This window comes from Micromonospora sp. C81 (genome assembly GCF_018070425.1).
Lineage (GTDB): Bacteria > Actinomycetota > Actinomycetes > Mycobacteriales > Micromonosporaceae > Micromonospora > Micromonospora zamorensis.
The window spans coordinates 171,513-193,124 of record NZ_JAGPXS010000010.1; the positions used below are offsets into that span (position 1 = coordinate 171,513).

Consider the following 21,612-nt stretch of genomic DNA (forward strand, 5'->3'; position numbering starts at 1 on the left):
ACCATAGTGCGACGTTTCATGGCGGCGCTGGCCGCTGTCACCCTGCTGTCCGTCACCGCCTGTTCCACCGACGAGCCGGCCGCCGGCCCCTCGGGCAGTGCCCCCGCCGCCGGTTCGGGCACCGGGGACCAGTCGAAGTTCTTCGTGCAGGCCGATTACGACGCCGAGCTCGCGCTGCTCGACGCCGCCGCCACGGGCCCGGCCGACAAGCCGTGGGAGCAGGTGCTCAACCCGACGATGGTGGACACCGCCAAGTTCAAGAAGAAGGGCCCGCACAAGATCTGCTTCTCCAACGCGGCCCTGAACAACCCGTGGCGGCAGGTCGGGTTCAAGACCATGCAGGCCGAGGTCGAGGCACAGAAGAGCCGCATCAAGGAGTTCGTGCACGTCGACGCCGAAGGCAAGGACCAGAAGCAGATCGCGGACATCAACGACCTGCTCGGCAAGGACTGCGACGCGCTCATCGTCTCGCCCAACACCACCGCCACTCTCACCCCGGCCGTCGAGGCGGCCTGCCAGGCGGGTCTGCCGGTCATCGTCTTCGACCGTGGCGTCAACACGAAGTGCCCGGTGACCTTCATCAACCCCATCGGGGGTTACGGGTTCGGTCACGTCGGCGCCGAGTTCGTCAGTCAGAAGATGAAGCCCGGCGGCAAGGTCCTCGCCCTGCGGATCCTGCCTGGTGTCGACGTCCTGGAAACCCGGTGGTCGGCGGCGAAGGTGGCGTTCGACAAGGCGAAGGTCGACGTCGTGGGTGTCGAGTTCACCGACGGCGACCCGGCCAAGACCAAGAAGATCGTGGACGACTACATCCAGCGTTACGGGACGATCGACGGCGTCTGGATGGACGCCGGAGCGGTTGCCGTCGCGGCGGTCGAGGCGTTCCAGGACGCGGGCAAGCCCGTTCCGCCGATGAACGGGGAGGACCAGCTCGACTTCCTGAAGATCTGGAAGGACAAGCAGCTCACCGCCATCGCGCCGACCTACCCGACCTACCAGTGGCGTACGCCGATCATCGCCGCGCTGCGGATCCTCGACGGCGAGCAGGTCTCCAACCCGTGGAAGCTGCCGCAGCCGACCGTCACCCAGGACAACCTGGACCGGTACCTCGATCCGAGCATGCCGCCGCTGCACTACGCGATGTGCGGCTGCACCGACCTGCCCGGTTACCCGCAGCGCTGGAAGTAGGTTCGGGTGTACGCCATCGGTGTCAACCCCTGGGTGTGGGCCTCGCCGGTCGACGACGAGGCCCTGGCCGAGCTGATCCCACGGATCGCCGAGTTCGGCTTCGACGCCGTCGAGCTGCCGATCGAGCAGCCCGGTGACTGGGACCCGGTCCGTACCCGGGACCTGCTGGCCGCGCACGGCCTCGCCGCCGCCGGGGTCTGCGCGGTCACCCCGCCGGGGCGGGACCTGGTGGACGCCGCACCGGCCGTCGTGGAGTCGACAGTGGCGTACCTCATGGGATGCGTGGCGAGCGCCGCGGCCGTCGGCGCCCCGTGCGTCGGCGGCCCGGTGTACGCCTCGGTTGGCCGCACCTGGCGGATGTCACCGACGGCTCGCGCGGCCTGTTACAAGGACTTCCGGCGGGCCCTGGCGCCGGTGGCCGAGCGGGCGGGCGAGTGCGGGGTGAGCATCGGCGTCGAGGCGTTGAACCGCTACGAGACGAGCGTCGTCAACACGATCGAGCAGACGGTCGAGCTGATCGACGGCCTACCGCCGAGCGTCGGCATCATGATCGACACGTATCACATGAACATCGAGGAGGCCGACCCCTACGCGGCCCTCGCGGTCGCTGGCCCGCACATCAAGCACGTCCAGGTCAGTGGCACCAACCGTGGCGCTCCCGGTGCCGACCACTTCGACTGGCCCCGGTTCTTCACGGTCCTGCGGGACACCGGCTACCAGGGCGCGATCTGCATCGAGTCGTTCACGGCGGAGAACGAGACCATCGCCACCGCCGCGGCGATCTGGCGCCCGTTGGCCCCCTCACAGGACCGCCTCGCCACGGACGGCCTGCGCTATCTCCGGGAGATCCTCGGCTGACCGGCGCCGCGCGCCAACCCCGCGCTCGTTGAGGCGATCCGCCCACCCCCATCCCTTTGTCATGTCAGGAGCACCGTCCCGTGTCCTCGTCCCTTCCGCCGCTGCGCCGAATGCTGGCCGGCGCCGCCGCGACAGCGTTGACCGCGCTGGTCGTGGTGGCCGCCTCGGCGTCCCCGGCCTCCGCTGCCACCACCACCCTCTACGCGTCGCCCGCTGGCACCGGCACCAGCTGCTCGGCCAGCCAACCGTGCTCGCTGACCGCCGCCCAGGCAGCGGTCCGGGCGAGCAACGCCACGATGTCCGGTGACATCGTCGTGCAGTTGGCCGATGGCATGTACCGGCTCTCGTCACCGATGCGCCTGACAGCTGCCGACTCCGGCAACAACGGCTACCAGGTGATCTGGCGGGCGGCGCCGTCCGCCCGTCCGACGATCACCGGTGCCCGGGCCGTCACCGGTTGGTCGCAGGTCGACTCCGGCAGGAACATCTGGCGTGCCAACGTCGGCGCCGGGCTCGACTCCCGCCAGCTCTACGTCAACGGGGCCGTCGCCACCCGGGCGCGCACCGCCGTGAACCGCTCCGACTTCACCTTCACCACGGCCGGCATGCGGTTCAGCAACAGCGCTCTCAACTATCTCAACAACCTCGGCAACCAGAACCGGGTCGAGGTGGAGAGCGTCGGCTCGTTCACCGACCGGTACTCGCCGGTGCAGAGCATCAGCGGCAACTTCCTCACGATGCAGCAGCCCGCGTGGAACAACAACACCTTCGGGTTCGACACCCTCTCCAGCCCGCACCGCGCCGGTCCCTTCTACCTGACCAACGCGTACGAGTTCCTGGACTCACCGGGGGAGTGGTATCTCAACCCGGGCAACGGTCAGCTCAACTACATCCCGCTCGCGGGGCAGAACATGAGCTCCGTCAGCGTGGAGTTGCCGCAACTCCAGTCCCTGGTCAACGTCGGTGGCACCTACGACGCGCCCGCGCACCACATCTCGTTCAGCGGCATCACCTTCACGGGCACCAGTTGGCTCGGCCCCAGCAGCAGCAACGGCTTCGCCGACCAGCAGACCGGCGCGCACATCACCGGCACCTGGGCGCGTCCGTCCGACGCGTTGACCTCCTGCCAGGCCGGCTGCCCCCAGTTCGAGGCCACCCGGCCGAACTGGAACCAGATGCCCGCCGCCGTGCAGGTGTCGGCGGCCAACACCATCACCTTCAGCGACTCGCAGTTCGTCAACCTCGGGCAGACGGCCATCGGCATCGGTAACGACGCCAACGCCCACGCCAGCGGTGTCGGCCTGGGCGCCAGCAACATCACCGTCACCCGATCCGAGATCGCCCGGAACTCCGCCGGCGGCATCGTGGTCGGCGGCGTACGCGCCGACGCGCACCACCCCGGCGACCAGCGGATGGTCAACCGCAACATCACCGTGAGCAACAACCGGGTGCACGATCTCGGCCTGGAGTACCGGGGGGTCGTCTCGATCCTGACCACCTACGTGAACACGTCGCTGATCTCGCACAACGAGGTCTACAACATGCCGTACACCGGTCTGTCGGTCGGCTACGGCTGGGGCGCCAACGACGCCGGCGGTAGCCAGCACTACGCGAACCGGGGCCTGTACAACTACCAGCCGCGCTACACCACGGCGACCACCGCGGCCAACAACCAGGTGATCGGCAACTACGTCCACGACGTGATGCAGCAGATGACCGACGGCGGGTGCATCTACACCCTGTCGGCGAACCCGGGCGGCACCATCAACGAGAACTACTGCCTGCGGACCAACGGCTGGTTCGGGCTCTACTTCGACGAGGGTTCCCGCTACTACACCGCCCGCAACAACGTGTTCTCCTCCACCGGCACCTGGGCCACCGCCAACTACTGGTACGCGGAGAACATGGGCAACTTCACCGTCACCAACAACTGGTCGTCGAACAACTCCACGAACGTGACCAACGGCGATCGCGGCAACGTCGTCAACGGCAACGTCACGGTCAGCAACGGCAGTTGGCCGTCGGGCGCGCAGACGGTGATCAACGCGGCTGGCGTGCAGAGCGGCGGCAGCACCAACCCGCAGAACGTGCAGATCGTGGGCGTCCAGTCGGGCCGGTGCGCCGAGATCGGCAACTCCAGCACGACCAACGGCACGCAGGCCCAGATCTGGGACTGCATCAGCTCCGCCACCAACCAGCGGTGGACCCACACCGCCAGCCGGCAGCTCATGGTCTACGGCACCAAGTGCCTGGACGCCTCCGGCCAGGGGACCACCAACGGCACCACGGTGGTGATCTGGGACTGCAACGGCCAGGCCAACCAGCAGTGGAACGTCAACGCCAACGGCACGATCACCGGCGTGCAGTCGGGCCTGTGCCTCGACGCGAACGGTGCCGGAACGGCGAACGGTACGAAGTTGATCCTCTGGTCCTGCAACGGCGGCACCAACCAGCAGTGGCAGCTGCGCAGCTGAGACTGCGGCGTGCGTCAACAGGTCCGGGCCGGGGCGACACCGCCCCGCCCGGGCCTGCGCGGTTACGGCTCCTCGACCACGCTCAGCCCGGTCGAGGAGCCGTTCCGTAGGCCCGTGCATGGTCTCGTCGGTCGCCACCCAGATCCGGTGGTCGTCACGGCTAGCGCTGCTGGTGGCGTCGGTGGAGAACAACGACGAGGGCTCCCCGTCGACCACTGCAACAAACCTGCAAGCGCTAACCCTTGCCTTGAGGAAACCGCTTTCCTACGATTGCGTTACATCGATGTTTCATTCATGAGCCCGGGTGATCGCATTTAGGGCGATGCCAGCAGTGGGTGCCGATTGCGCGACGCCCACTGCGTTCACCAGGGGCAAGGGGATGTCGAGGACAGCCTGGCGATTCACTACCGCCAATTTCTGAGACGCGAGGTTCCGGCCGGTCGCGACGGCCGTCGCGTTGCGTCGGCAAAGACCAGACGAATGCGAAGTGAGGCGAGATGAGACGAGCAGTTTCGGTACGACTACCGGCAGCGCTGGCCACGGCAGCCGTGGGGATCGCGGTCGTGGTTGCCATGCCGACCCCTCAGGCGTCGGCGGCGGTCGGCAGCGCCACCGGCTACGCCACCCAGAACGGCGGGACCACCGGCGGAGCGGGTGGGCAGACGGTGCGGGCCACGACCGGCACGGCGATCCACGCGGCGCTGTGCGGCCGGGCCAGCAGCAGCACCCCGATCACCATCGAGGTCACCGGGACCATCAACCACGGCAACACCACCAAGGTGTCGGGGTCGAGCTGCAACACCGCGGCGGGCGTGATCGAGCTCAAGCAGATCAGCAACGTCACCATCATCGGGGTCGGCAGCGGAGCCGTCTTCGACCAGCTCGGCATCCACATCCGCGACTCCAGCAACATCATCATCCAGAACGTGACCATCCGGAACGTCAAGAAGTCCGGCTCACCCACCTCCAACGGTGGAGACGCCATCGGCATGGAGAGCACGGTCCGCAACGTCTGGGTCGACCACGTCACCCTGGAGGCGTCGGGCGGGGAGTCCGAGGGGTACGACGGCCTCTTCGACATGAAGGACAACACGCAGTACGTGACCCTGTCCTACAGCATCCTGCGCAACTCCGGTCGCGGCGGCCTCGTCGGCTCCAGCGAGAGCGACCTCTCGAACGGCTTCATCACCTATCATCACAACCTGTACGAGAACATCGACTCCCGTACGCCGTTGCTGCGCGGCGGCACGGCCCACATCTACAACAACCACTACGTGAGCCTGCACGAGTCCGGCATCAACTCGCGGGCCGGCGCCAAGGCCAAGGTGGAGAACAACTACTTCCGTGACTCGAAGGACGTCCTCGGCACCTTCTACACCAACGAGCACGGCTTCTGGCAGGTCAGCGGCAACATCCTCGACAACGTGACCTGGTCTGGCACCGGCAGCGAGAACTACCCCGCCGGCCCCAACCTGACGTCCACCACCACTGTCAGCATCCCGTACCCGTACAGCCTCGACGGCGCGAGCTGCGTGCCGGACATCGTTCGGCAGACGGTGGGCGCCAACACGGGTCTGCGGGTGTCGAACGGCAGTTGCTCACCGCAGACCCCGCCGCCGACCACACCTCCGCCGACCACGCCCCCACCCACCACGCCTCCGCCGACCACACCTCCGCCCAGTGGGACCAACCTCAGCCTGGGTGCCAGTGCCGACGGCTCCAGCAAGGCCAGCGGAACGAGCTACGGCAACGTGCGCGACGGCAACATCAGCAGCTACTGGTCACCGGCCGGCTCGACCGGCTCCATCTCGATCAAGTGGGGCTCGGCCACCCGGGTTTCCCGAGTGATCATTCGTGAGCCGTCGGGAACCCAGGGCTCCATCGGGTCCTGGCAGCTGGTCAACCACGACACCGGGGCCGTCCTGGCCTCGGGCAGCGGGGCGGGCTCCATCAGCTTCTCCGCTACGTCGTTGAGCAAGATCACCTTCAAGATCAACAGCTCCAGCGGTACGCCGCGGGTCGGCGAGTTCGAGACGTACGCCAGCTAGGGCGGTTTCTGATCGCGGGCGCTGCCGCGCTCCGGACTCAGGAGCGCGGCAGCATGCCCACGAGCGACGTGATGATCGCGACCCGCAGGGCTGTCCGCAGGTCGACCTGGTGGACCGCGAGCGCCGGCTCGGACTCGTAGACGGCGAGCAGGCTCGGCGGTGGCGAGGTGTAGGCGGACAGCGCGCCACCCACGAGCAGGGCGTTCAGGCAGAACAGCTCGGCGCGGTCGCCGACCTCGGGCAGGTGCCGCCGGACCAGGTCGGCCATCACCGCGAGGTTGCCCAGCGAGGCCCGCTTGTGTCGGCGGACCACCTCGACCGACACGTTGTGCTCAAGCACCCCGCCCTGCGCGCCATAGAGATCACAGAGCACGGTCTGGGCGGCGAGCGACCGACTGAGCACGTCGGCCACCTGCTCCGCCCGTTCCAACGCGGACCGGCCCAGGTCGACGCCGTGGGCCAACTCCTGGTCAAGCTCGGCCAGCCAGGTCGTCGTCCGGTCGTCCATCAGGTCGAGCAGCACCGCCTCGCGGGACTCGAAATAGCGCAGCACCGCCGTCTTGGCCAGGCCGACCCGCCGGCTCAGCTCGTTCAGGGTCACCTCGGCGACCGGCATCTCGTCGAGCATCGCCGAAGTGGTCTCCAGGATCGCCCGGCGCCGGATCTCACGCTGCTCCTCGCTGCGCGCCCGCTGGAACGTCATGACGTCAACCCTAGCTTAGGTACCGGCGGTCCCTTGACATCGTACCGGCGGTACATTACCGTTCGAGCATAAGTTACCGGCGGTACATTGGGGAGCCTGACATGAAGTGGACCGAGCAGCAGATTCCACGCCAGGACGGCCGGGTGGCCGTGGTCACCGGCGCCAACACCGGACTCGGCTTCGAGACCGCCCGGCTGCTCGCCGAGCGCGGGGCCTCAGTCGTCCTGGCCGTGCGCGACACCGAGAAGGGCAAGCTGGCCGCCGCCCGGATCAACGGCGACGTCTCCGTACGGGAGCTGGATCTGACCTCGCTGGAGTCGGTACGCGCCGCCGCCGACGGCCTGCGCGCCGCCCACCCGAGGATCGACCTGCTCATCAACAACGCCGGCGTGATGTACACCCCGAAGCAGACCACCCGCGACGGCTTCGAGATGCAGTTCGGCACCAACCACCTGGGCCACTTCGCCCTCACCGGCCTGCTGCTCGACCTGCTGCTGCCCGTGCCCGGCTCCCGGGTGGTCACCGTCAGCAGCACCGGCCACCGCATCCGCGCAGCCATCCACTTCGACGACCTGCAGTGGGAACGGTCCTACGGCCGGGCTGCCGCCTACGGCCAGTCGAAGCTCGCCAACCTGATGTTCACCTACGAGTTGCAGCGTCGGCTCGCCGCACACGGCACCACCGTCGCGGTGGCCGCACACCCCGGCGTCTCCAACACCGAACTGGCCCGCAACACCCCGTCGGTCGTCCGCCGACCGGTCACCTGGCTCGCCCCGGTGATCACGCAGCCCGCGACGGCGGGCGCGCTACCCACCCTGCGGGCCGCCACCGACCCGTCCGTCCTCGGCGGGCAGTACTACGGCCCCGACGGCCTGGGTGAGGTGCGCGGCCACCCGAGGCTGGTCACGTCCAGCCCCGAGTCCTACGACGTGACAGTGCAGCAACGCCTCTGGGCCGTCTCGGAAGACCTCACCGGCGTGCGGTTCCCGGTGGGCCAGGTAGCCGTCGCGGCGTGACCGTGCCACGGGCACCCGTCACGAGGGCGTGGCCGGCAGGGTGTCCATGAAGGAACTGACCGAGAATACGGCCCGGCCCGGTCCGGCCGGGCCGTATCCGGGTGGGCTGGACAGGCCGTTGGCGTCCATCGTCGCCCGGTAGACCTCCAGCAGGCGGACGTGATATTCGAGCGGTGCACCCTCGGGGTTGGCTCGGCCGAGCGGCGTGGTGGGCTCCGGGCACCAGGTGGTGAACCTCGGCGTGATCCCACGCGACATGAAGTATTCGAGCCCCGTGGCGGTGGAGTCGATCGCCTCGCTCACGCTCGCGAAGCCGTGCGGTGCCGCCATCTCGATGCCCGCCACGAAGTTCGGGATCACGTTGCTCGGCCCGAAGACCTCGGCGGAGTCGAGGATGCGGCGGTGCCACTCCTCCCGGCCGACGTAGCGCTCCTTGCCCGGGCAGTACAACTCGAACAGCCGCTTGTCCCACACCTCGTAGTTGGGGTGGTAGATGCGGATCCCGTAGTCGTGGAAGCGCTGCACGTCGGCTCGGGGCAGCGCCTGGGCGACGACCTTGCCGATCCACCGCCCGGGAAACCGTTCCTCGATCGCCTGCGCGTACCGGCCGTAGAAGTCCGCCTCAGCCAGCCCGTCGACCTGCGAGGTGATGCTCCCGCCGGTCAGCGTGTACGCCTGCGAGGCGCGGTCGGTGTCGTACCGGTCGATGATCTCCAGGGCCTCCAGCACCTCGTCCACGGGCTTGACACCGGTGTAGGGCCGACCCGCCTGCTTGTGCTGGCGCCAGTTGTGGTTGATGTCGCAGCACTGGCACTCCTCCTTGGCACCGAAGTACTGGCAGACCCGGAACGCGGTCAGGTAGATGAGATAGCCCCACTGGATCGTCGGGGCGACCTCCATCACCGACTTGCCGTTGGCGAGCGTGTGGCGGTAGTAGGCCGGCATGGGCGGCAGCCCGACATCGGCGATCGGCCGTCCGTCCAGGAACAGCCGCAGTCGACCGTCGCCGTCGGTCCCGACCCGGTACGGCGAGCTCGGATTGATGCGGACCGAAACGACGGTACGACGTAGCTCGTACGGACCCCCGGTGAGCACGATCTCCTCGGGCGGCCGACGCAGCGCGGCCGTCCCCAACTCCGGCAGCGTCCGATGATCGAATGAGAAGATGAAGTACGACTTCGGCTTGACCGTCCCGCTCTCGTTGTCGGTCAGCGCCGCGTCGTCGAAGGCGAGCCCGCCGCGCAGCAGATCCTCCTTGAGGACCGCCTCTCGTGGCACCTGCGGAAAGCGGCTCATCAGCTCTTCGACGAGGTCTGTGCGCGACGTCATGCGGTCCTCCTGAAAGGCGGTACGCCGGACCGGGTGGCCCGCGCCACCCGGTCCCGGTCGGTTCAGCTCTGCTTGGTCTCCCAGAAGATCTTCGAGATCTCCTCGATCTTCCCGAGGAGCCGGTCCGCGACGGCCGGGTCAGCGGCGCCCTTCGCGCCACCGGCGCCGGCCAGCTTGGTGGCCTCGTTGAAGAGGCTGTGCAGCTCGGGGTACTTCTCGAAGTGCGGCGCCTTGAAGTAGTCGGTCCACAGGACCCAGAGGTGGTGCTTGACCAGCTCGGCCCGCTGTTCCTTGATGAGCAGCGATCGGGTGCGGAACTCCGGGTCGTCGCTGGCCTGGTACTTCTCGGAGATCGCCTTGATCGACTCGGCCTCGATGCGGGCCTGCGCCGGGTCGTAGACGCCGCAGGGCAGGTCGCAGTGTGCGCTCGCGACGGTGCGCGGGCGCAGAAGGCGTGGCAGGTACATCAGATTTCCTCCGGCGGCAGTGCTGGGGTGACGGACGTCCGGCGAAACAGCTCGTCCGCCTTCCGGCCGTCAACGTGATCCACCACCCGACGCTAGAACCTGAACCGCGGTTCATGTCAAGCTGCCGGGCCCAGGCCTCGGCCTTCAGTCCCTTTCGGTGCGCTGTCTGCGGATGAGAGCCAGCAGAGCGGCATGTGTCTGCTCGTCCGCGGCGGCGACGAGGCCTTCGCCGCCAGCGTGCAACGGCCGGCCGTCGATCCCGGTCACCACACAACCGGCCGCCTCGCAGAGGGCGATGCCGGCCGCGAAGTGGACGCTCTGGCGCAGGTCGCGGCCGTCCGTCACGTAGGCGGCGCGTCGGCCGGCAGCGACCCAGGCCACGGCCAGGGTGGTGGAGACCACACGTGGGCGGAACTGTGCGATGAAGCCGTCGTCGGCGAGCATCCGGGCGGCCAGGAACACGTCCCGGTGAGGAAACGGTGGATCAAGATTGACGTCGACCAGCGTCGACTCGGCCGACGGCACGAGTCGTTGGTCCGTCCCTGCGCGTCGGACGTACGAGGCGACGCCGTCGGTCCAGAAAACCTCCTCGCTGAACGGGTCCGCCGAGGCGGCCACGGCGAGGTGTGTGCCGGTGCGTAGAGCGACGTTGACCGAGACCAGCATCGTCCGCGCGCTGTAGTTCAGCGTGCCGCACAACGGGTCGACCAGCCAGGTACGTCCGTTTCCGCCGGTGCCCGTGCGTCCGCTCTCCTCGCCCAGCAGGCCGTCGTCCGGACGTGGCGCCCGCAGGACGTCGAGGATGGCCTTCTCCGCCTCGATGTCGGCGGTGGTGGCGAAGTCGGTGCCGACCTTCGCGAAGCGCGTCAGCGAGGATCCGTACTGCGAACGGACCACCGCGGCTCCGGCCTCCGCCGCCTCGATGGCCAGCGCATGGTCTGTGGTGGACAACGGTCACTCCGCCGGTTCGGTGATCGGGGCATGACTGACGACCGCAGTCATGATCATTGGGGCGTCGCCGTCACACTGGTTGACCGAGACCGCGATCCATCGGCCTCCGGTCGCCGTGGGCCCCCAGACCGTCAGGTCGCCGAAGCAGTCCAGGTCGCCAAGCGCCTGGAACAGTGCCGGCAGGGGTGCGCGGGCCTGGTGCCGAAACAGCGGCACGCGCATGGAGACCTTGCGGTGCGGGCCCCACCGATGGTCCGACTCCCGGACGACGAGAGCCAGGTTCGCCTCGGCGGCATCCTCGGCCTGGTTCCATTCGGCGCCGTACACGCCAGTGAGGGCTTCGCTCTCCCACAGCGGGATGATCCGAAAACCCGCGCCCCGGGTGCCGGTCCACTCCCCGGTGGCCGGGTCACCCTCGCTGACCGTCGCGCCGCTGGTGGGCAGATCCGCGGCGAGCAACTTCTCGATGTCGGACACCGCCCGAGTGGTGTCGAACACCTCACCGGCCCGGCCCGTCACCGGGCGACCCGTCCCACCGCTGTCGGCCTGTGCCACATCGTTCGCACTGCCTGCCTCCCTCAGCCTCCGGCCCCTGATCATCGTCCACGTCACCGCCGTCCGGTCAGCGAGGGCCGGACGCCGTCCGTGCCGATGGACGGACGCGGCGGGCATAGGTCAGGAGACCGCAGCCTTCACCAGCTCGGTGACCTTCTTCTCCACCGCGGGGCTCCACTTCTGCAACGCGTACGCCACCGGCCACAGGTCTCCGTCGTCGAGGTTGGCCGCGTCCTGGAAGCCCACCGTCGAGTACCGGTAGTTGAACTTGCCGGAGTCCTGGAAGAAGACGACGATCTTGCCGTCCGCGTTCGCGTAGGCGGGCATCCCATACCAGGTCTTGGGCGTCAGCTCCGGGGCGGCGGCGGTCACCGTCACGTGCACGCGCTCGGCGAGCGCGCGATCGTCCGGCTCCATCTGCGCGATCCGGTCGAGGATCGCCTGCAGCCCGTCGGCCTTCTTGGCGCCCTTCTTGCCCTCGGCGCGCAGCTCGGCGGCGCGCTCCTTCATCGCGGCCCGCTCGTCGGCGCTGAAGCCGTCGGAGGTGGTCGTGGAGGTCTTCGCGGACATATCTAGGCTCCCTCTCGTTGGTCAGGTCAGGCGCGCTGCCGGTGACCTGGGAAAAGGCTAGGCCGGGTCGTGCCCGTCGGGCTTCTCGATTCCTGATCGGTTTCGCCGCTCGGACGGACGCGAGCTCGGGACGGCGGGACGGCAGGCACCGTCAGGGCGTCCGGGCGGTGATTCGGACACATGGGTGGGGGAGAGGCTTCGTGACCTTCAGTGAGAGCGTGCGTTCGGCCTTTCGGCGTGGTGAAACCGACGCTGTGGTGCGGATGAGTGAGGCCGAGATCGAGCGGGCCCAGGCGGCCGGTGACCCGGCGGGTGAGGTGGAGGCCCGCTACAGCCTGGCCCGGGTGGCGATCCGCGGCGGCGACCTGGCGGGCGGCGAAGCGCGGGCCCGGGAAGCTCTGGAGGTGGCGCTGCGCTCCGGCGACCGCAGCCTGGAGGAACGGCCGAGGCACGTGCTGGCCGGCGTGGCGCGCATGTCCGGCGATCTGCTGCGGGCTCGGGACCTGTACCGGGAGAGCATCGCGCTCAACGAGTCGCTGGGCCGGCCGATGATGGTCAACTCCGAGTTCCACAACCTCGCGTTCTGTGAGCTAGGGCTGGGCAATCTCGAAACGGCGAGGGCACTGTTCGCCGAGAACCGCGAGCGGGTGTTCGCCAACGACTGGGCAGACTTCGTGCCGTACGTCTGCGTCGCGGGCGCCGCGCTCGCGACGGCCGAGGGCGATCACGCGCGGGCGGCGCTGATGATCGGTGTCGCGGACGCCGCGTTCACGGCCCTGGGCCAGGTGCCGGACCCGGACGACGCGGCCGACCTCGCCACGATGCGTACCGCCGCGATCGAGGCGCTCGGCCGCGCCGCCTTCGACGCGGAGTACGCGGCGGGTCAGGGCCTCGAACCACGGGCGGCCTTCGCGCGCGACCAGCGCTGAGGGCCGGTGACCGCTGGTCGCCGGTCAGGCGTCGACCGACGTCCGGTACGCCCCAGGGCGCGATGTCTGACGGGCGAGGCCACTGTCGACTACGACGCCTCTCGGGCTGCCGCGATGGTCCGTCCGCGCTCCGACTCGGGAAAACGGTCGAGCATGGCGCGTACCTCGTCGGCGCTGACGTTCGCGCCGAACATCTCGCTGCCCGGTTCGAGCCGTACCCCCTCGGCCAGGGGGCCCGCGACGACCGGATCGAAGCCGAGCGCGTCCACAAGGGAGGCGACCGCCGTGACGGCGGTGGTGTCGTCGCCGGCGACCGCGATGGCCTTGCGGCCGGTCGTCCCCGCCGGCCGCGCCTCATCCTCAAGATCGTGGTAGCCCATGTGGTTGAAGGCCTTGACGACGCGCGAGTCGGACAGGAAGGCCTGGACGATCTCGCTCGACGACGTGTGCGGATCGGTGAGGTCCGCGCGGATACCGTCGATCTCCCACCAGTAGTTCATGGCATCGACGACGAGCTTGCCGCGCAGTGCGTCGACGGGAACGCTGCGGTACTTGCCCAGCGGGAGGGCGAGGATGACGATGTCGGCGTCCGCTGCCGCGTCACCCGCGGTGGTGGCTACCGCCCCCGGCGCGAGCACCTCGACGGTGAGGGCGATCTTCGCGGGGTCGCCGGAGCCGGCGACCAGCACCCGGTAGCCGGCGGCGACGGCGAGACGGGCGAGCACAGTGCCCACCTTGCCGGCCCCGAGGATGCCGAGGGTTACCGGCCGGCTCCGGTCGTTGTCGAACATGTCGTCCTTCCGGTACGAAGTGCGTGCGATGGTCAGCTCGCCAGGATGTCGCGGACCATGGGGATCACCTTGGATCCGTACAGTTCCACGGCGCGCATCCGGGCACTCACCGGTTGCGCCCCGGCCGAGTAGATGAGGTCGAACCGGCCGACGCCGAGGCTGCGGATCGCGCGGGCCATCCGGCGGGCCACGGTCTCCGGGGAGCCGATGTAGAGCGAGCCGTTCTCCACCTCGGAGTCGAACTCCTGGCGGCGGATCGGTGGCCAGCCCCGCAGCGCGCCGATGCGGTTGCGCATCACGCGGTAGTGCGGCCAGTACACCTCCTTGGCCTCCTCGTCGGTGTCGGCGATGAAGCCCGGCGAGTGCATTCCGACCGGGTGCGCCGTCGTGCCGAGTTGATCGGCCGCCCGGCGGTACAGGTCGATGTAGGGCGCGAAGCGCTCGGGCGCGCCACCGATGATGGCGAGCATGAGCGGAAGGCCGTACTTGGCGGTGCGGACGACCGACTGCGGCGAGCCACCGACGCCGACCCAGGTGCTCAGGTGACCCGACTCCGTCTTGGGGAAGACGTCGGCGTTCTCCAGGGGCGCACGCAGGGTGCCGCTCCAGGTGACCGGCTTCTCGTCCAGCAACTTCACGAACAGCTCGATCTTCTCCTCGAACAGCGTGTCGTAGTCGCGCAGGTCGTAGCCGAAGAGGGGGAACGACTCCGTGAACGACCCGCGACCGAGGATCACCTCGGCCCGGCCGTGGGACAGCGCGTCGACGGTGGCGAAGCGCTGGAACACCCGGACCGGGTCGTCGGAGCTCAGCACCGTCACGCCGGAGGCCAGCCGGATCCGCGACGTACGGGTGGCGATACCGGCCAGCACCGTCTCCGGCGTCGACACCGAGTACTCCGGCCGGTGGTGCTCGCCCAGGGCGATGACGTCGACGCCGAGCTGGTCGGCGAGCACCGCCTCGTCGACGACCTGCCGGATCGCGGCGGCGTGGGAGACGAGCTTGCCGGAGTCGTCCTCCGGTACGTCGCCGAACGTGTCGAGGCCGAACAACAGATCAGACATGGGTGGGCTCCTTCGCCAGCAGCTCCCGGACCCGCGGCGCGACCTCACTGCCCAGCAGTTCGATGGTGCGCGCGCGTGCCTCGCGGGGCAGGTGCATGATGTCGTACTTCAGGTCGAAGCGGCTCAGTCGCAGGTCGCGGGCGACCGTGGCGATCTTCTGCGCCACCGTCTCGGGTGACCCGACGAAGAGCGCCCCGTGGTCGATTTCGGCCTCGTAGCGCGCGCGGTCGGGTTTGTAGAAGCCGCGTTCCTCGGCCAGCGCGGCCACCACCGGCTGCCAGTATCGCCACCACGTCTCCACCGCCTCCTCGTCGGTGTCTGCGACAAGGCCGAGAGAGTGCTGCCCGATTGGCTGCGGGGTATGCCCGAACTGTTCCAGCGCCTTGGTGTAGAGCTCGACGTGGCCGGCGAACCGCTGGGGTCGCCCGCCGATGATCGCGAGCATCAGTGGGAGTCCGTGCCGGGCGGCGCGGATCACCGAGTTCGGGCTTCCTCCGACGCCGATCCACGTCGGGATGCCGCCCGGCTGCATCCGTGGGTGCAGGCGCTGCTCGACCAGAGCACTTCGCACGGTGCCGGACCAGGTGACCGGTTCGTCCCGTTGGAGCCGCAGGAAGAGGTCCAGCTTCTCCTCGAACAACCGCTCGTAGTCGGTCAGGTCGTAGCCGAACAGCGGGAACGACTCGGTGGCCGACGCGCGTCCGAGAACCATCTGGGCGCGCCCGTTGGACACCGCGTCGAGGGTCGCGAACTCGTGGTACAGGCGTACCGGGTCGTTCGTGCTGAGCACCGTGACCGAGGTGCCGAGGCGAATCCTCTCGGTGGCCGTCGCGGCCGCCGCGAGCAGGACGGGTGTCGCCGAGTCGTTGTGGCCTTCCCGGTAGTGCTCGCCGACGCTGAACACGTCGAGCCCGACCGACTCGGCGAGTCGCGCCTCGTTGACGAGGAGCCGGACGGTCTCGGCGTCGCTCAGGACGCGGCCGCCGTCGGTGGCCACCTCCCCGAACGAGTTGAGCCCCAGCTCGAAGCCTGTTGCTGCCATCGTCTCCTCCTGCCGGTTGACGTGTCAATCATGCTAACTTGGCGATTGACACGTCAATTCCCGGGAGAATGACATGACGGACACCACACCCGGCCGGCGGGGAGGACGCCAGCTCCCGACCGCCGAGGAGCTACGCATCTGGCGGGACTTCATCGAGACGACGGCAGCGCTGAGTTCGCGCCTGGAGTCCCGCCTGCAGGGCGACTCTGCGTTGTCGACGGGGGACTACGCCGTGCTGCTCGCTCTCAGCGAGGCGCAGGGCCAGGCGATGCGGTCCTCCGAACTCGCGTCACACATCGGCTGGGAGCGGAGCCGCCTCTCCCACCACCTGGGGCGGATGGAGCGACGGGGCCTGATCCGGCGCCAGGAGTGCGCCACCGTGCCCCGGGGAGCCGAGGTGCTGCTCACCAAGGTCGGAGCCGACGCGTTCGCCGGGGCCACCTTTCCGCACCTGCGCGCCATCCGTGAACTCTTCGTGGACGCCCTCACACCGGATCAGATCGTCGCGGCGGGCGAGATCGCCGCGGCGCTGCGAGCGCGCCTCGACGTCGTGGGCAAGGGCTGATCTCTCATCTGGCGAGCTGTGCGAGCACCGTGGCGTCGCTGATCGTGTCGTCGGCGGCCAGCATGAACGCCTTGGACAGGATCGTCGACAGCATCGGGTCGTCGTCGAACGGCAGGTGCAGCCGGCCGGTGCGGTCGCGCGCCGCGACGATGCACAGGTACGCGTCGTCGGGCTCCATCAGGATGTTGCCGGACCCGAGGTGGATCCGATACGCGCGGATGGTGCCGCGGACGTGCAGGTGCCGCTCGGAGAGGCTCACCCGGTCGGCGATGGTCGTGCGTGGCAGCAGCCGGGCCAGCGCGTCTCGGCGTACCTGCGCGGACGGGGTCAACTCCGCGATGGCCGTGCTGTGCCAGTAGGCGTGGAAGCGGTCCTCGCCGCGGTCGGCCCACTGCGGGTCGCTGGCGATCGAGGTGACGCCGACGAACAGGTCCACGTCGCGCATGGACTCGCTGAACACCAACGGTGGCACGTCGACGACCGGCGTCGGTTGCCACGTCGCGCCGTCGCGTCGGGCGAAACGAACCTGGTCGGTGGAGCAGTACTCGACGTCGTAGCGGCGTTCATCCGCGTTGTCGACCAGTTGGTGGTGGAACGACACCCGCCACGCACCACCGCCGAAGGGCTTGGTGGCTTCGGTCTCGTAGCCGCCGTCCCAGGTGCCGAGGTATCCCGCCTGCCAACCCCGGGCGCGCATGAGAGCGTTCGCCTGCCGGTAACGCAGGATGTGGGCGGCAAACCGGTTGGAATAGGTGTGCGTCCGCTCCTCGGCGGGCGTGAGCAGATAGACCTCCCGGAAGGCCTGCTTGAACGGCTGCGCCAGACCGGTGGCGATGACGTGCTCACGCCAGGCGAGGACCTCGTCTGTCGTCGCCCGGGCGGGATGCCAGAGTCTGACCCGGTCGCCGGGAATGGCCAGGCCCTCCCGGTCGGCGATCGTCCACCCGTCGCTGTCGCGTCGGGGCAGACCCGCCGTCCACCGGTGGCCGTCGGTGCTGGTCTCCCACACCAACCGAGGCCCGTAGGCCGCCGTGATCGGGTGTTCGAGGAATCGGGACGACCAGTCCGAGTGTGACCAGGTGCGCTCCTCGGACAGCAGCCCCTCCACCCGCTGGCGCTCGGCGGTGAGGGTCGCACCGACGCGTTTGGCGAGGTCACGCAGCTCCTTGAGCTCGTCGCCGTACGCCTGCTTGACCGGAGCCGGAACGCCCTTGAGCGCGACGGCGTCACGAGCGAAGGTCAGGCGCGCCTTCTCCCCGGTCACCTCGACCGCCGCCTCGTACGGCCCGATCCGCGTGCACAGTCGCCCGTCGGGACCGAGCCCGTGGTCGTCGACGGCGAGTTCCAGCACCTCGCTGAGCGACCACCCGCGCAGCGCCCCGAGGTGGGCCAGCGCGGCCTGGATTCGGCTCTGCACCGCCTTGTTCCGGACCGTGACCGCCAGCCTCGCCAGCGTGCGTACCGGTGCCTCGCCGCCCCGTGCCGCGAGCAGCGCAATGGCCGCCACTGCCGTCTTCTGGGCATGGGGATAGCCGGACGCCTGTCGTGGCGCTGCCGCCGCGGCGGCCGTGACCCGCGCCAACAGGTCCGTTGCCCGCTCGTCCGGCTGGCGTGACAGTGCCCAGACCAGCCCGCGGAGCAGGCGGTCGGTGTCGTCGTGCAGGGGCCGGTTGTAGGAGGCGAACGCTTCGAGGATCGATCGCACGGCCGTGGCGCCAACCGGTGTGGTGTCGAGGAGCTCGCCGACGCGGCGCTGCCATTTCGTGGGCGCTGCCGGCTTCGCCAGCGAGGCGCAGTGCGCGAGCAGCTCCGGTACGCCCGGCGCGGCGAGGACGGCACCGAGCTCAGCGCGGGCTGATGGCCCGAACCCGTCTCCGTCGTGGAGCAGCCAGGACGGCACGCGTCGACCGGTGGCGCGATCGAGGCCCTGGCCGATCAGCAGGACAGCGCGTCGTCGAGGCTCCACCGCGACGAAATGGTCGCCGACCAGTTCGCTGACGAGGGCGTCGAGGGCCGGCACCAGGTCGCCCAGCTCGGTCGGCGGCAGGGCTGCGGCGATCACGGCTGGCAACTCCAGGTGAGCCCCGTTGTCATAGGACTCTCCCCGCGCGACGACCTCCAGGCACCACACCAGATCCGCCCGCGTCCAGGGCAGGGCGCCGTCGGCCAGAGCGCGCACCACGTCGTTGAGCGCGGTGGGAGTCGAACTGGTCGTCGCCTCCAGGTGCATGGCCAGTGCGGCGCTGCGGCGTGCCTCGACCGGCCACGACTCGACCGCGCTCCATTCCGGAACGCTGGTGATCGAGGACCCCCAGTGGTACGTGCTGGCGACGTGCAGAACCGCCCTGATCCGAGCGTCGGCCTCGTTGAGATCACTTTCCACGCGACGTCGGTCCACGTCGGTCAGTGTGGGAAGGAGCGCTGCCCAGTCCTCCACGTCAGCCACCCACCAGCTGAACGAGTCGCACGAACGCCACATCCGGGTCGGCGAGCAGGTCGATCTCCTCGTCGAGGTCCTCGATCTGGCGGTGCCCGACCAGCAGCAGGAAACCGTTGCGGGCAAAGGCGGCACAGGCGGCATCCGCCTGTTGCTCCCAGTCGAGCCGCCTGCCCGGGGTGACCCGGTAACCGTTCAACGTGGCCTCGGTGTCAGTCGGCTGCACCAGACCTCGGAAGTGCCGAGGTTGTTGGGCGTTGAACCGGGCGACCTCCTCACGGACCCGCAGCCGGACCAGCTCCCGAGCGGAGATGCGCTCCGGCAGCCCGGTCAACGGCCAGTGGTCGATGGCTTTTCCCGTCGCTGTCTCGTCCCGAACGATCGCCGTGGCCATGCCGTCATGCTCCTTGCTGTGAAGTGAGCGCGATCATGGCACGAGCGTCCGACGGAATGGAGCGGCGCGGCCTTCCGTCAACCATCCCTTCACTCATGACTGCGAGTGATCAGGCAATTGCTAGCGGCTATCTCCGAGTGGTCCAATCCTCAAGGAACCCGCCAATCCGCCTGTCCTGGCTGAGACGGCGACGGCTGCGCCGCCCCGGGAGGTACGACCATGATCGAGACCGCCGCCGCAGAGCCCCACCGCACCCGGTCAGGTCGCCCCGGCCCCGGGCGCACCGAGTCGGTGTTGCCGGAGCTGCGGGAGATGTGGTGGGAGACGGGGGTGCGGGCCCGAGCCGAGGCCGGTGTCTTCGCCGTCTTCGCCGAGCTGCCCAGGCTCGTACGGACAGCCCTGGGCATCAGCTGGCGCGCCGACCGACTGCGTACCGGCGTGGTGGCCGCGGCGACGGTCGGCGCGGGGGTGATGGCCGCCTTCGGCCTGTTGGCCACGCAGCGGGTGCTGGTGGAGTTGTTCGCCGGCGGGCCGACCGCGGACAAGGTGCGGGCGGCGATGCCCGCCCTGGCCGTGCTGGCCGCGGCGGTCGCCCTGCGGGCGGGGATGGGCATCGCCACGGGGTACGCGCAGAACGGTTTGACGCCGCGGGTGAGCCGCGAGGTGGAACGGGGTCTGTTCGAGGTGTCCACCGCGGTACGCCTGGAGGCGTTCGACGCCGACGCGTTCGCCGACGACATGGAGCGCGCCTCCCGGGGCACCGAGTCGACGATCGGGCTGGTGCAGGCGTCGATGAACCTGCTCGCCGGGCTGGCCGGGCTGCTCGCCGTGGCGGCCGCCGTCGTCATCATCCACCCACTGCTGCTGCTGGCACTGTTGGTGGCCACGGTGCCCAACGCGTGGGCGTCGTTGCGGGCCGGGCACCTGCGCTACCAGACGTACACCGCCGGATCCGTGCGCAGACGTCGACTGTGGCTGCTGCACAAGCTGATGGCCGAACGGGCCTCCGCCCCGGAACTGCGCTCGTACGGGCTGCGCGGGTTCCTGCTCGATCAGTACGACCGGGTGATGCAGGTGGAGACCGACATCCAACTCGCCCTGGCCCGTCGGGTCACCACGACCACCACGATCGGGGCGATGATCGGCGGTCTCGCCACGGGCACCGTCTACGCACTGCTCGGCCTGCTGCTCCTGGACGGGCAGATCCCGCTCGCCGCCGCCGCGACCTGCGTCATCGCGGTGCAGTCCGCGCAGCGGTCCCTGGCCATCGCCACCTTTCAGGTGGACCACGTCTACACCGAGGGCCAGCATTTCGGCGACTACACCGGCTTCATGACCCGCGCCGACGCCTACCTGCCGGACGCGACACGACCCGCCGCCGCCGGTCCGGAACGGTTGCGGGAGTTGACCGTCAGCAGGGTGAGCCTGCGCTACCCGGACCGGGACACCCCCGCCGTGGACGACGTCACCTTGACGATCACCGCAGGCCAGACGGTCGCGTTCGTCGGGGAGAACGGCTCGGGCAAGACGACCCTCGCCGCGATGATCGCCGGCCTCCGGGCCCCCTCCGAGGGCAGCATCGAATGGAACGGCCGACAGTTGTCGGAGTGGAACGTCGCCGGGCTGCGGGCCCGAATCGCTGTGGTGACGCAGGAATACCACAAGTGGCCGTTCACCGCGGCGACGAACATCGCCATCGGCGACGTCGACACCGAGGCCCGGCAGGACCTCATCGAGGCCGCCGCCGCCCGCGCGGTCGCCCACGACATGATCAACGAGCTTCCGCACGGGTACGAGACGCTGCTCGACCGTACCTTCGCGAGAGGTCAGGATCTGTCAGGCGGTCAGTGGCAGCGCATCACCGCGGCCCGCGGGTTCCTGCGCGACGCCGAACTGCTGATCATGGACGAGCCGTCCTCCGCTCTCGACCCCCGAGCCGAGGACGCGCTGTTCCAGGCCATCCGCGACCGTCGTGGCCGGGCCACCACGATCCTCATCACGCACCGGCTCGCGAACGTCCGCCACGCCGACCGGATCTTCGTCCTGCACCACGGCCGGCTGGTCGAGGCCGGCACCCACGACGAGCTGGTCGCCACCGGCGGTCGGTACGCCGAACTGTTCGCCCTCCAGGCCGCTGGCTACGACGCCAACCTGACCAGGGAGCCCCAGCTTCCGCACCAGGGCACCGCGACCTCCCACTGAACAACGACGCGGGGAAAGGGGGCACGAGC

The 21,612-nt window shown here is 69.3% G+C and carries 19 protein-coding genes; 8 read left to right on the forward strand and 11 right to left on the reverse strand.

Features of this window, described 5'->3' with window-relative positions:
• Nucleotides 1–6: 6 nt before the first annotated feature.
• The 4 genes from KBX46_RS18505 to KBX46_RS18520 all read left to right on the forward strand — a co-directional run bounded on the left by KBX46_RS18505 (nucleotide 7) and on the right by KBX46_RS18520 (nucleotide 6,568).
• Nucleotides 7–1,188, forward strand: coding sequence for a substrate-binding domain-containing protein (locus tag KBX46_RS18505; RefSeq protein WP_255508763.1), 1,182 nt, complete (start codon nucleotides 7–9; stop codon nucleotides 1,186–1,188).
• A gap of 6 nt (nucleotides 1,189–1,194) precedes the next feature.
• Nucleotides 1,195–2,046 (forward strand): sugar phosphate isomerase/epimerase, encoded by an 852-nt coding sequence (locus KBX46_RS18510; RefSeq protein WP_210793415.1) that lies wholly within the window; start codon nucleotides 1,195–1,197, stop codon nucleotides 2,044–2,046.
• Nucleotides 2,047–2,126: 80 nt separating this feature from the next.
• Nucleotides 2,127–4,520: an RICIN domain-containing protein gene (locus tag KBX46_RS18515; protein WP_308159587.1), complete on the forward strand. Its 2,394-nt coding sequence runs from the start codon at nucleotides 2,127–2,129 to the stop codon at nucleotides 4,518–4,520.
• Between the two features lie 497 nt (nucleotides 4,521–5,017).
• Nucleotides 5,018–6,568, forward strand: a complete 1,551-nt coding sequence (locus tag KBX46_RS18520; RefSeq protein WP_210793416.1) for a polysaccharide lyase family 1 protein — start codon at nucleotides 5,018–5,020, stop codon at nucleotides 6,566–6,568.
• 37 nt (nucleotides 6,569–6,605) lie between these two features.
• Here KBX46_RS18520 and KBX46_RS18525 read toward each other — a convergent pair whose 3' ends face one another.
• Entirely contained in the window at nucleotides 6,606–7,271 is a 666-nt protein-coding gene (locus KBX46_RS18525) for a TetR/AcrR family transcriptional regulator (RefSeq protein ID WP_141908564.1), read from the reverse strand.
• Between the two features lie 101 nt (nucleotides 7,272–7,372).
• On the opposite strand from KBX46_RS18525, the gene KBX46_RS18530 reads away from it, so the two are divergent.
• On the forward strand, nucleotides 7,373–8,287 hold the full coding sequence (locus KBX46_RS18530) for an SDR family NAD(P)-dependent oxidoreductase (protein ID WP_210793417.1): 915 nt from the start codon (nucleotides 7,373–7,375) through the stop codon (nucleotides 8,285–8,287).
• A gap of 18 nt (nucleotides 8,288–8,305) precedes the next feature.
• Here the strand turns inward: KBX46_RS18530 and KBX46_RS18535 are convergent, their stop codons facing one another.
• The 5 genes from KBX46_RS18535 to KBX46_RS18555 all read right to left on the reverse strand — a co-directional run bounded on the left by KBX46_RS18535 (nucleotide 8,306) and on the right by KBX46_RS18555 (nucleotide 12,159).
• Nucleotides 8,306–9,616: a radical SAM protein gene (locus KBX46_RS18535; protein WP_210793418.1), complete on the reverse strand. Its 1,311-nt coding sequence runs from the start codon at nucleotides 9,614–9,616 to the stop codon at nucleotides 8,306–8,308.
• 62 nt (nucleotides 9,617–9,678) lie between these two features.
• Entirely contained in the window at nucleotides 9,679–10,083 is a 405-nt protein-coding gene (gene sodN / locus KBX46_RS18540) for a superoxide dismutase, Ni (RefSeq protein WP_088947088.1), read from the reverse strand.
• 144 nt (nucleotides 10,084–10,227) lie between these two features.
• On the reverse strand, nucleotides 10,228–11,034 hold the full coding sequence (locus tag KBX46_RS18545; protein ID WP_210793419.1) for an inositol monophosphatase family protein: 807 nt from the start codon (nucleotides 11,032–11,034) through the stop codon (nucleotides 10,228–10,230).
• A gap of 3 nt (nucleotides 11,035–11,037) precedes the next feature.
• Entirely contained in the window at nucleotides 11,038–11,553 is a 516-nt protein-coding gene (locus KBX46_RS18550) for a hypothetical protein (protein ID WP_210793420.1), read from the reverse strand.
• A 156-nt stretch (nucleotides 11,554–11,709) separates the two neighbouring features.
• The gene (locus KBX46_RS18555) at nucleotides 11,710–12,159 is read right to left on the reverse strand and encodes an iron chaperone (RefSeq protein WP_210793421.1); all 450 of its coding nucleotides are present in this window, start codon (nucleotides 12,157–12,159) and stop codon (nucleotides 11,710–11,712) included.
• A 263-nt stretch (nucleotides 12,160–12,422) separates the two neighbouring features.
• Here KBX46_RS18555 and KBX46_RS18560 point away from each other — a divergent pair, with 263 nt between their 5' ends.
• Nucleotides 12,423–13,088 carry a tetratricopeptide repeat protein gene (locus KBX46_RS18560; RefSeq protein ID WP_247667749.1) on the forward strand — a complete coding sequence of 222 codons (666 nt, stop codon included), beginning with the start codon at nucleotides 12,423–12,425 and terminating at the stop codon, nucleotides 13,086–13,088.
• An 89-nt stretch (nucleotides 13,089–13,177) separates the two neighbouring features.
• Here KBX46_RS18560 and KBX46_RS18565 read toward each other — a convergent pair whose 3' ends face one another.
• From KBX46_RS18565 to KBX46_RS18575, 3 genes are read right to left on the reverse strand one after another with little or no spacing between them, the layout of a single operon-like run.
• Nucleotides 13,178–13,879: an NADPH-dependent F420 reductase gene (locus tag KBX46_RS18565; protein WP_210793422.1), complete on the reverse strand. Its 702-nt coding sequence runs from the start codon at nucleotides 13,877–13,879 to the stop codon at nucleotides 13,178–13,180.
• Between the two features lie 32 nt (nucleotides 13,880–13,911).
• Nucleotides 13,912–14,943: an LLM class flavin-dependent oxidoreductase gene (locus KBX46_RS18570; protein ID WP_210793423.1), complete on the reverse strand. Its 1,032-nt coding sequence runs from the start codon at nucleotides 14,941–14,943 to the stop codon at nucleotides 13,912–13,914.
• A complete protein-coding gene (locus KBX46_RS18575) occupies nucleotides 14,936–15,985 on the reverse strand; it encodes an LLM class flavin-dependent oxidoreductase (protein ID WP_210793424.1) in 1,050 nt (349 codons plus the stop codon). Before KBX46_RS18575 ends, KBX46_RS18570 begins: the two co-directional genes overlap by 8 nt.
• A 73-nt stretch (nucleotides 15,986–16,058) precedes the next feature.
• Between KBX46_RS18575 and KBX46_RS18580 the strand changes: the two genes are divergently transcribed.
• The gene (locus KBX46_RS18580) at nucleotides 16,059–16,550 is read left to right on the forward strand and encodes a MarR family winged helix-turn-helix transcriptional regulator (RefSeq protein WP_210793425.1); all 492 of its coding nucleotides are present in this window, start codon (nucleotides 16,059–16,061) and stop codon (nucleotides 16,548–16,550) included.
• Between the two features lie 4 nt (nucleotides 16,551–16,554).
• Here KBX46_RS18580 and KBX46_RS18585 read toward each other — a convergent pair whose 3' ends face one another.
• Entirely contained in the window at nucleotides 16,555–18,948 is a 2,394-nt protein-coding gene (locus tag KBX46_RS18585; protein ID WP_210793426.1) for a DUF4132 domain-containing protein, read from the reverse strand.
• Nucleotides 18,949–18,988: 40 nt separating this feature from the next.
• Nucleotides 18,989–19,381: a hypothetical protein gene (locus KBX46_RS18590; protein ID WP_210793427.1), complete on the reverse strand. Its 393-nt coding sequence runs from the start codon at nucleotides 19,379–19,381 to the stop codon at nucleotides 18,989–18,991.
• 312 nt (nucleotides 19,382–19,693) lie between these two features.
• On the opposite strand from KBX46_RS18590, the gene KBX46_RS18595 reads away from it, so the two are divergent.
• Nucleotides 19,694–21,583, forward strand: a complete 1,890-nt coding sequence (locus KBX46_RS18595) for an ABC transporter ATP-binding protein (protein WP_210793460.1) — start codon at nucleotides 19,694–19,696, stop codon at nucleotides 21,581–21,583.
• Nucleotides 21,584–21,612: the final 29 nt, after the last annotated feature.

Coding starts and splice junctions, on each gene's coding strand:
- KBX46_RS18520 (WP_210793416.1), top strand. CDS start 5,018: ATGAGACGAGCAGTTTCGGTACGACTACCGGCAGCGCTGGCCACGGCA.
- KBX46_RS18525 (WP_141908564.1), bottom strand. CDS start 7,271: ATGACGTTCCAGCGGGCGCGCAGCGAGGAGCAGCGTGAGATCCGGCGC.
- KBX46_RS18530 (WP_210793417.1), top strand. CDS start 7,373: ATGAAGTGGACCGAGCAGCAGATTCCACGCCAGGACGGCCGGGTGGCC.
- KBX46_RS18535 (WP_210793418.1), bottom strand. CDS start 9,616: ATGACGTCGCGCACAGACCTCGTCGAAGAGCTGATGAGCCGCTTTCCG.
- sodN (WP_088947088.1), bottom strand. CDS start 10,083: ATGTACCTGCCACGCCTTCTGCGCCCGCGCACCGTCGCGAGCGCACAC.
- KBX46_RS18555 (WP_210793421.1), bottom strand. CDS start 12,159: ATGTCCGCGAAGACCTCCACGACCACCTCCGACGGCTTCAGCGCCGAC.
- KBX46_RS18560 (WP_247667749.1), top strand. CDS start 12,423: ATGAGTGAGGCCGAGATCGAGCGGGCCCAGGCGGCCGGTGACCCGGCG.
- KBX46_RS18565 (WP_210793422.1), bottom strand. CDS start 13,879: ATGTTCGACAACGACCGGAGCCGGCCGGTAACCCTCGGCATCCTCGGG.
- KBX46_RS18570 (WP_210793423.1), bottom strand. CDS start 14,943: ATGTCTGATCTGTTGTTCGGCCTCGACACGTTCGGCGACGTACCGGAG.
- KBX46_RS18575 (WP_210793424.1), bottom strand. CDS start 15,985: ATGGCAGCAACAGGCTTCGAGCTGGGGCTCAACTCGTTCGGGGAGGTG.
- KBX46_RS18580 (WP_210793425.1), top strand. CDS start 16,059: ATGACGGACACCACACCCGGCCGGCGGGGAGGACGCCAGCTCCCGACC.
- KBX46_RS18590 (WP_210793427.1), bottom strand. CDS start 19,381: ATGGCCACGGCGATCGTTCGGGACGAGACAGCGACGGGAAAAGCCATC.
- KBX46_RS18595 (WP_210793460.1), top strand. CDS start 19,694: ATGTGGTGGGAGACGGGGGTGCGGGCCCGAGCCGAGGCCGGTGTCTTC.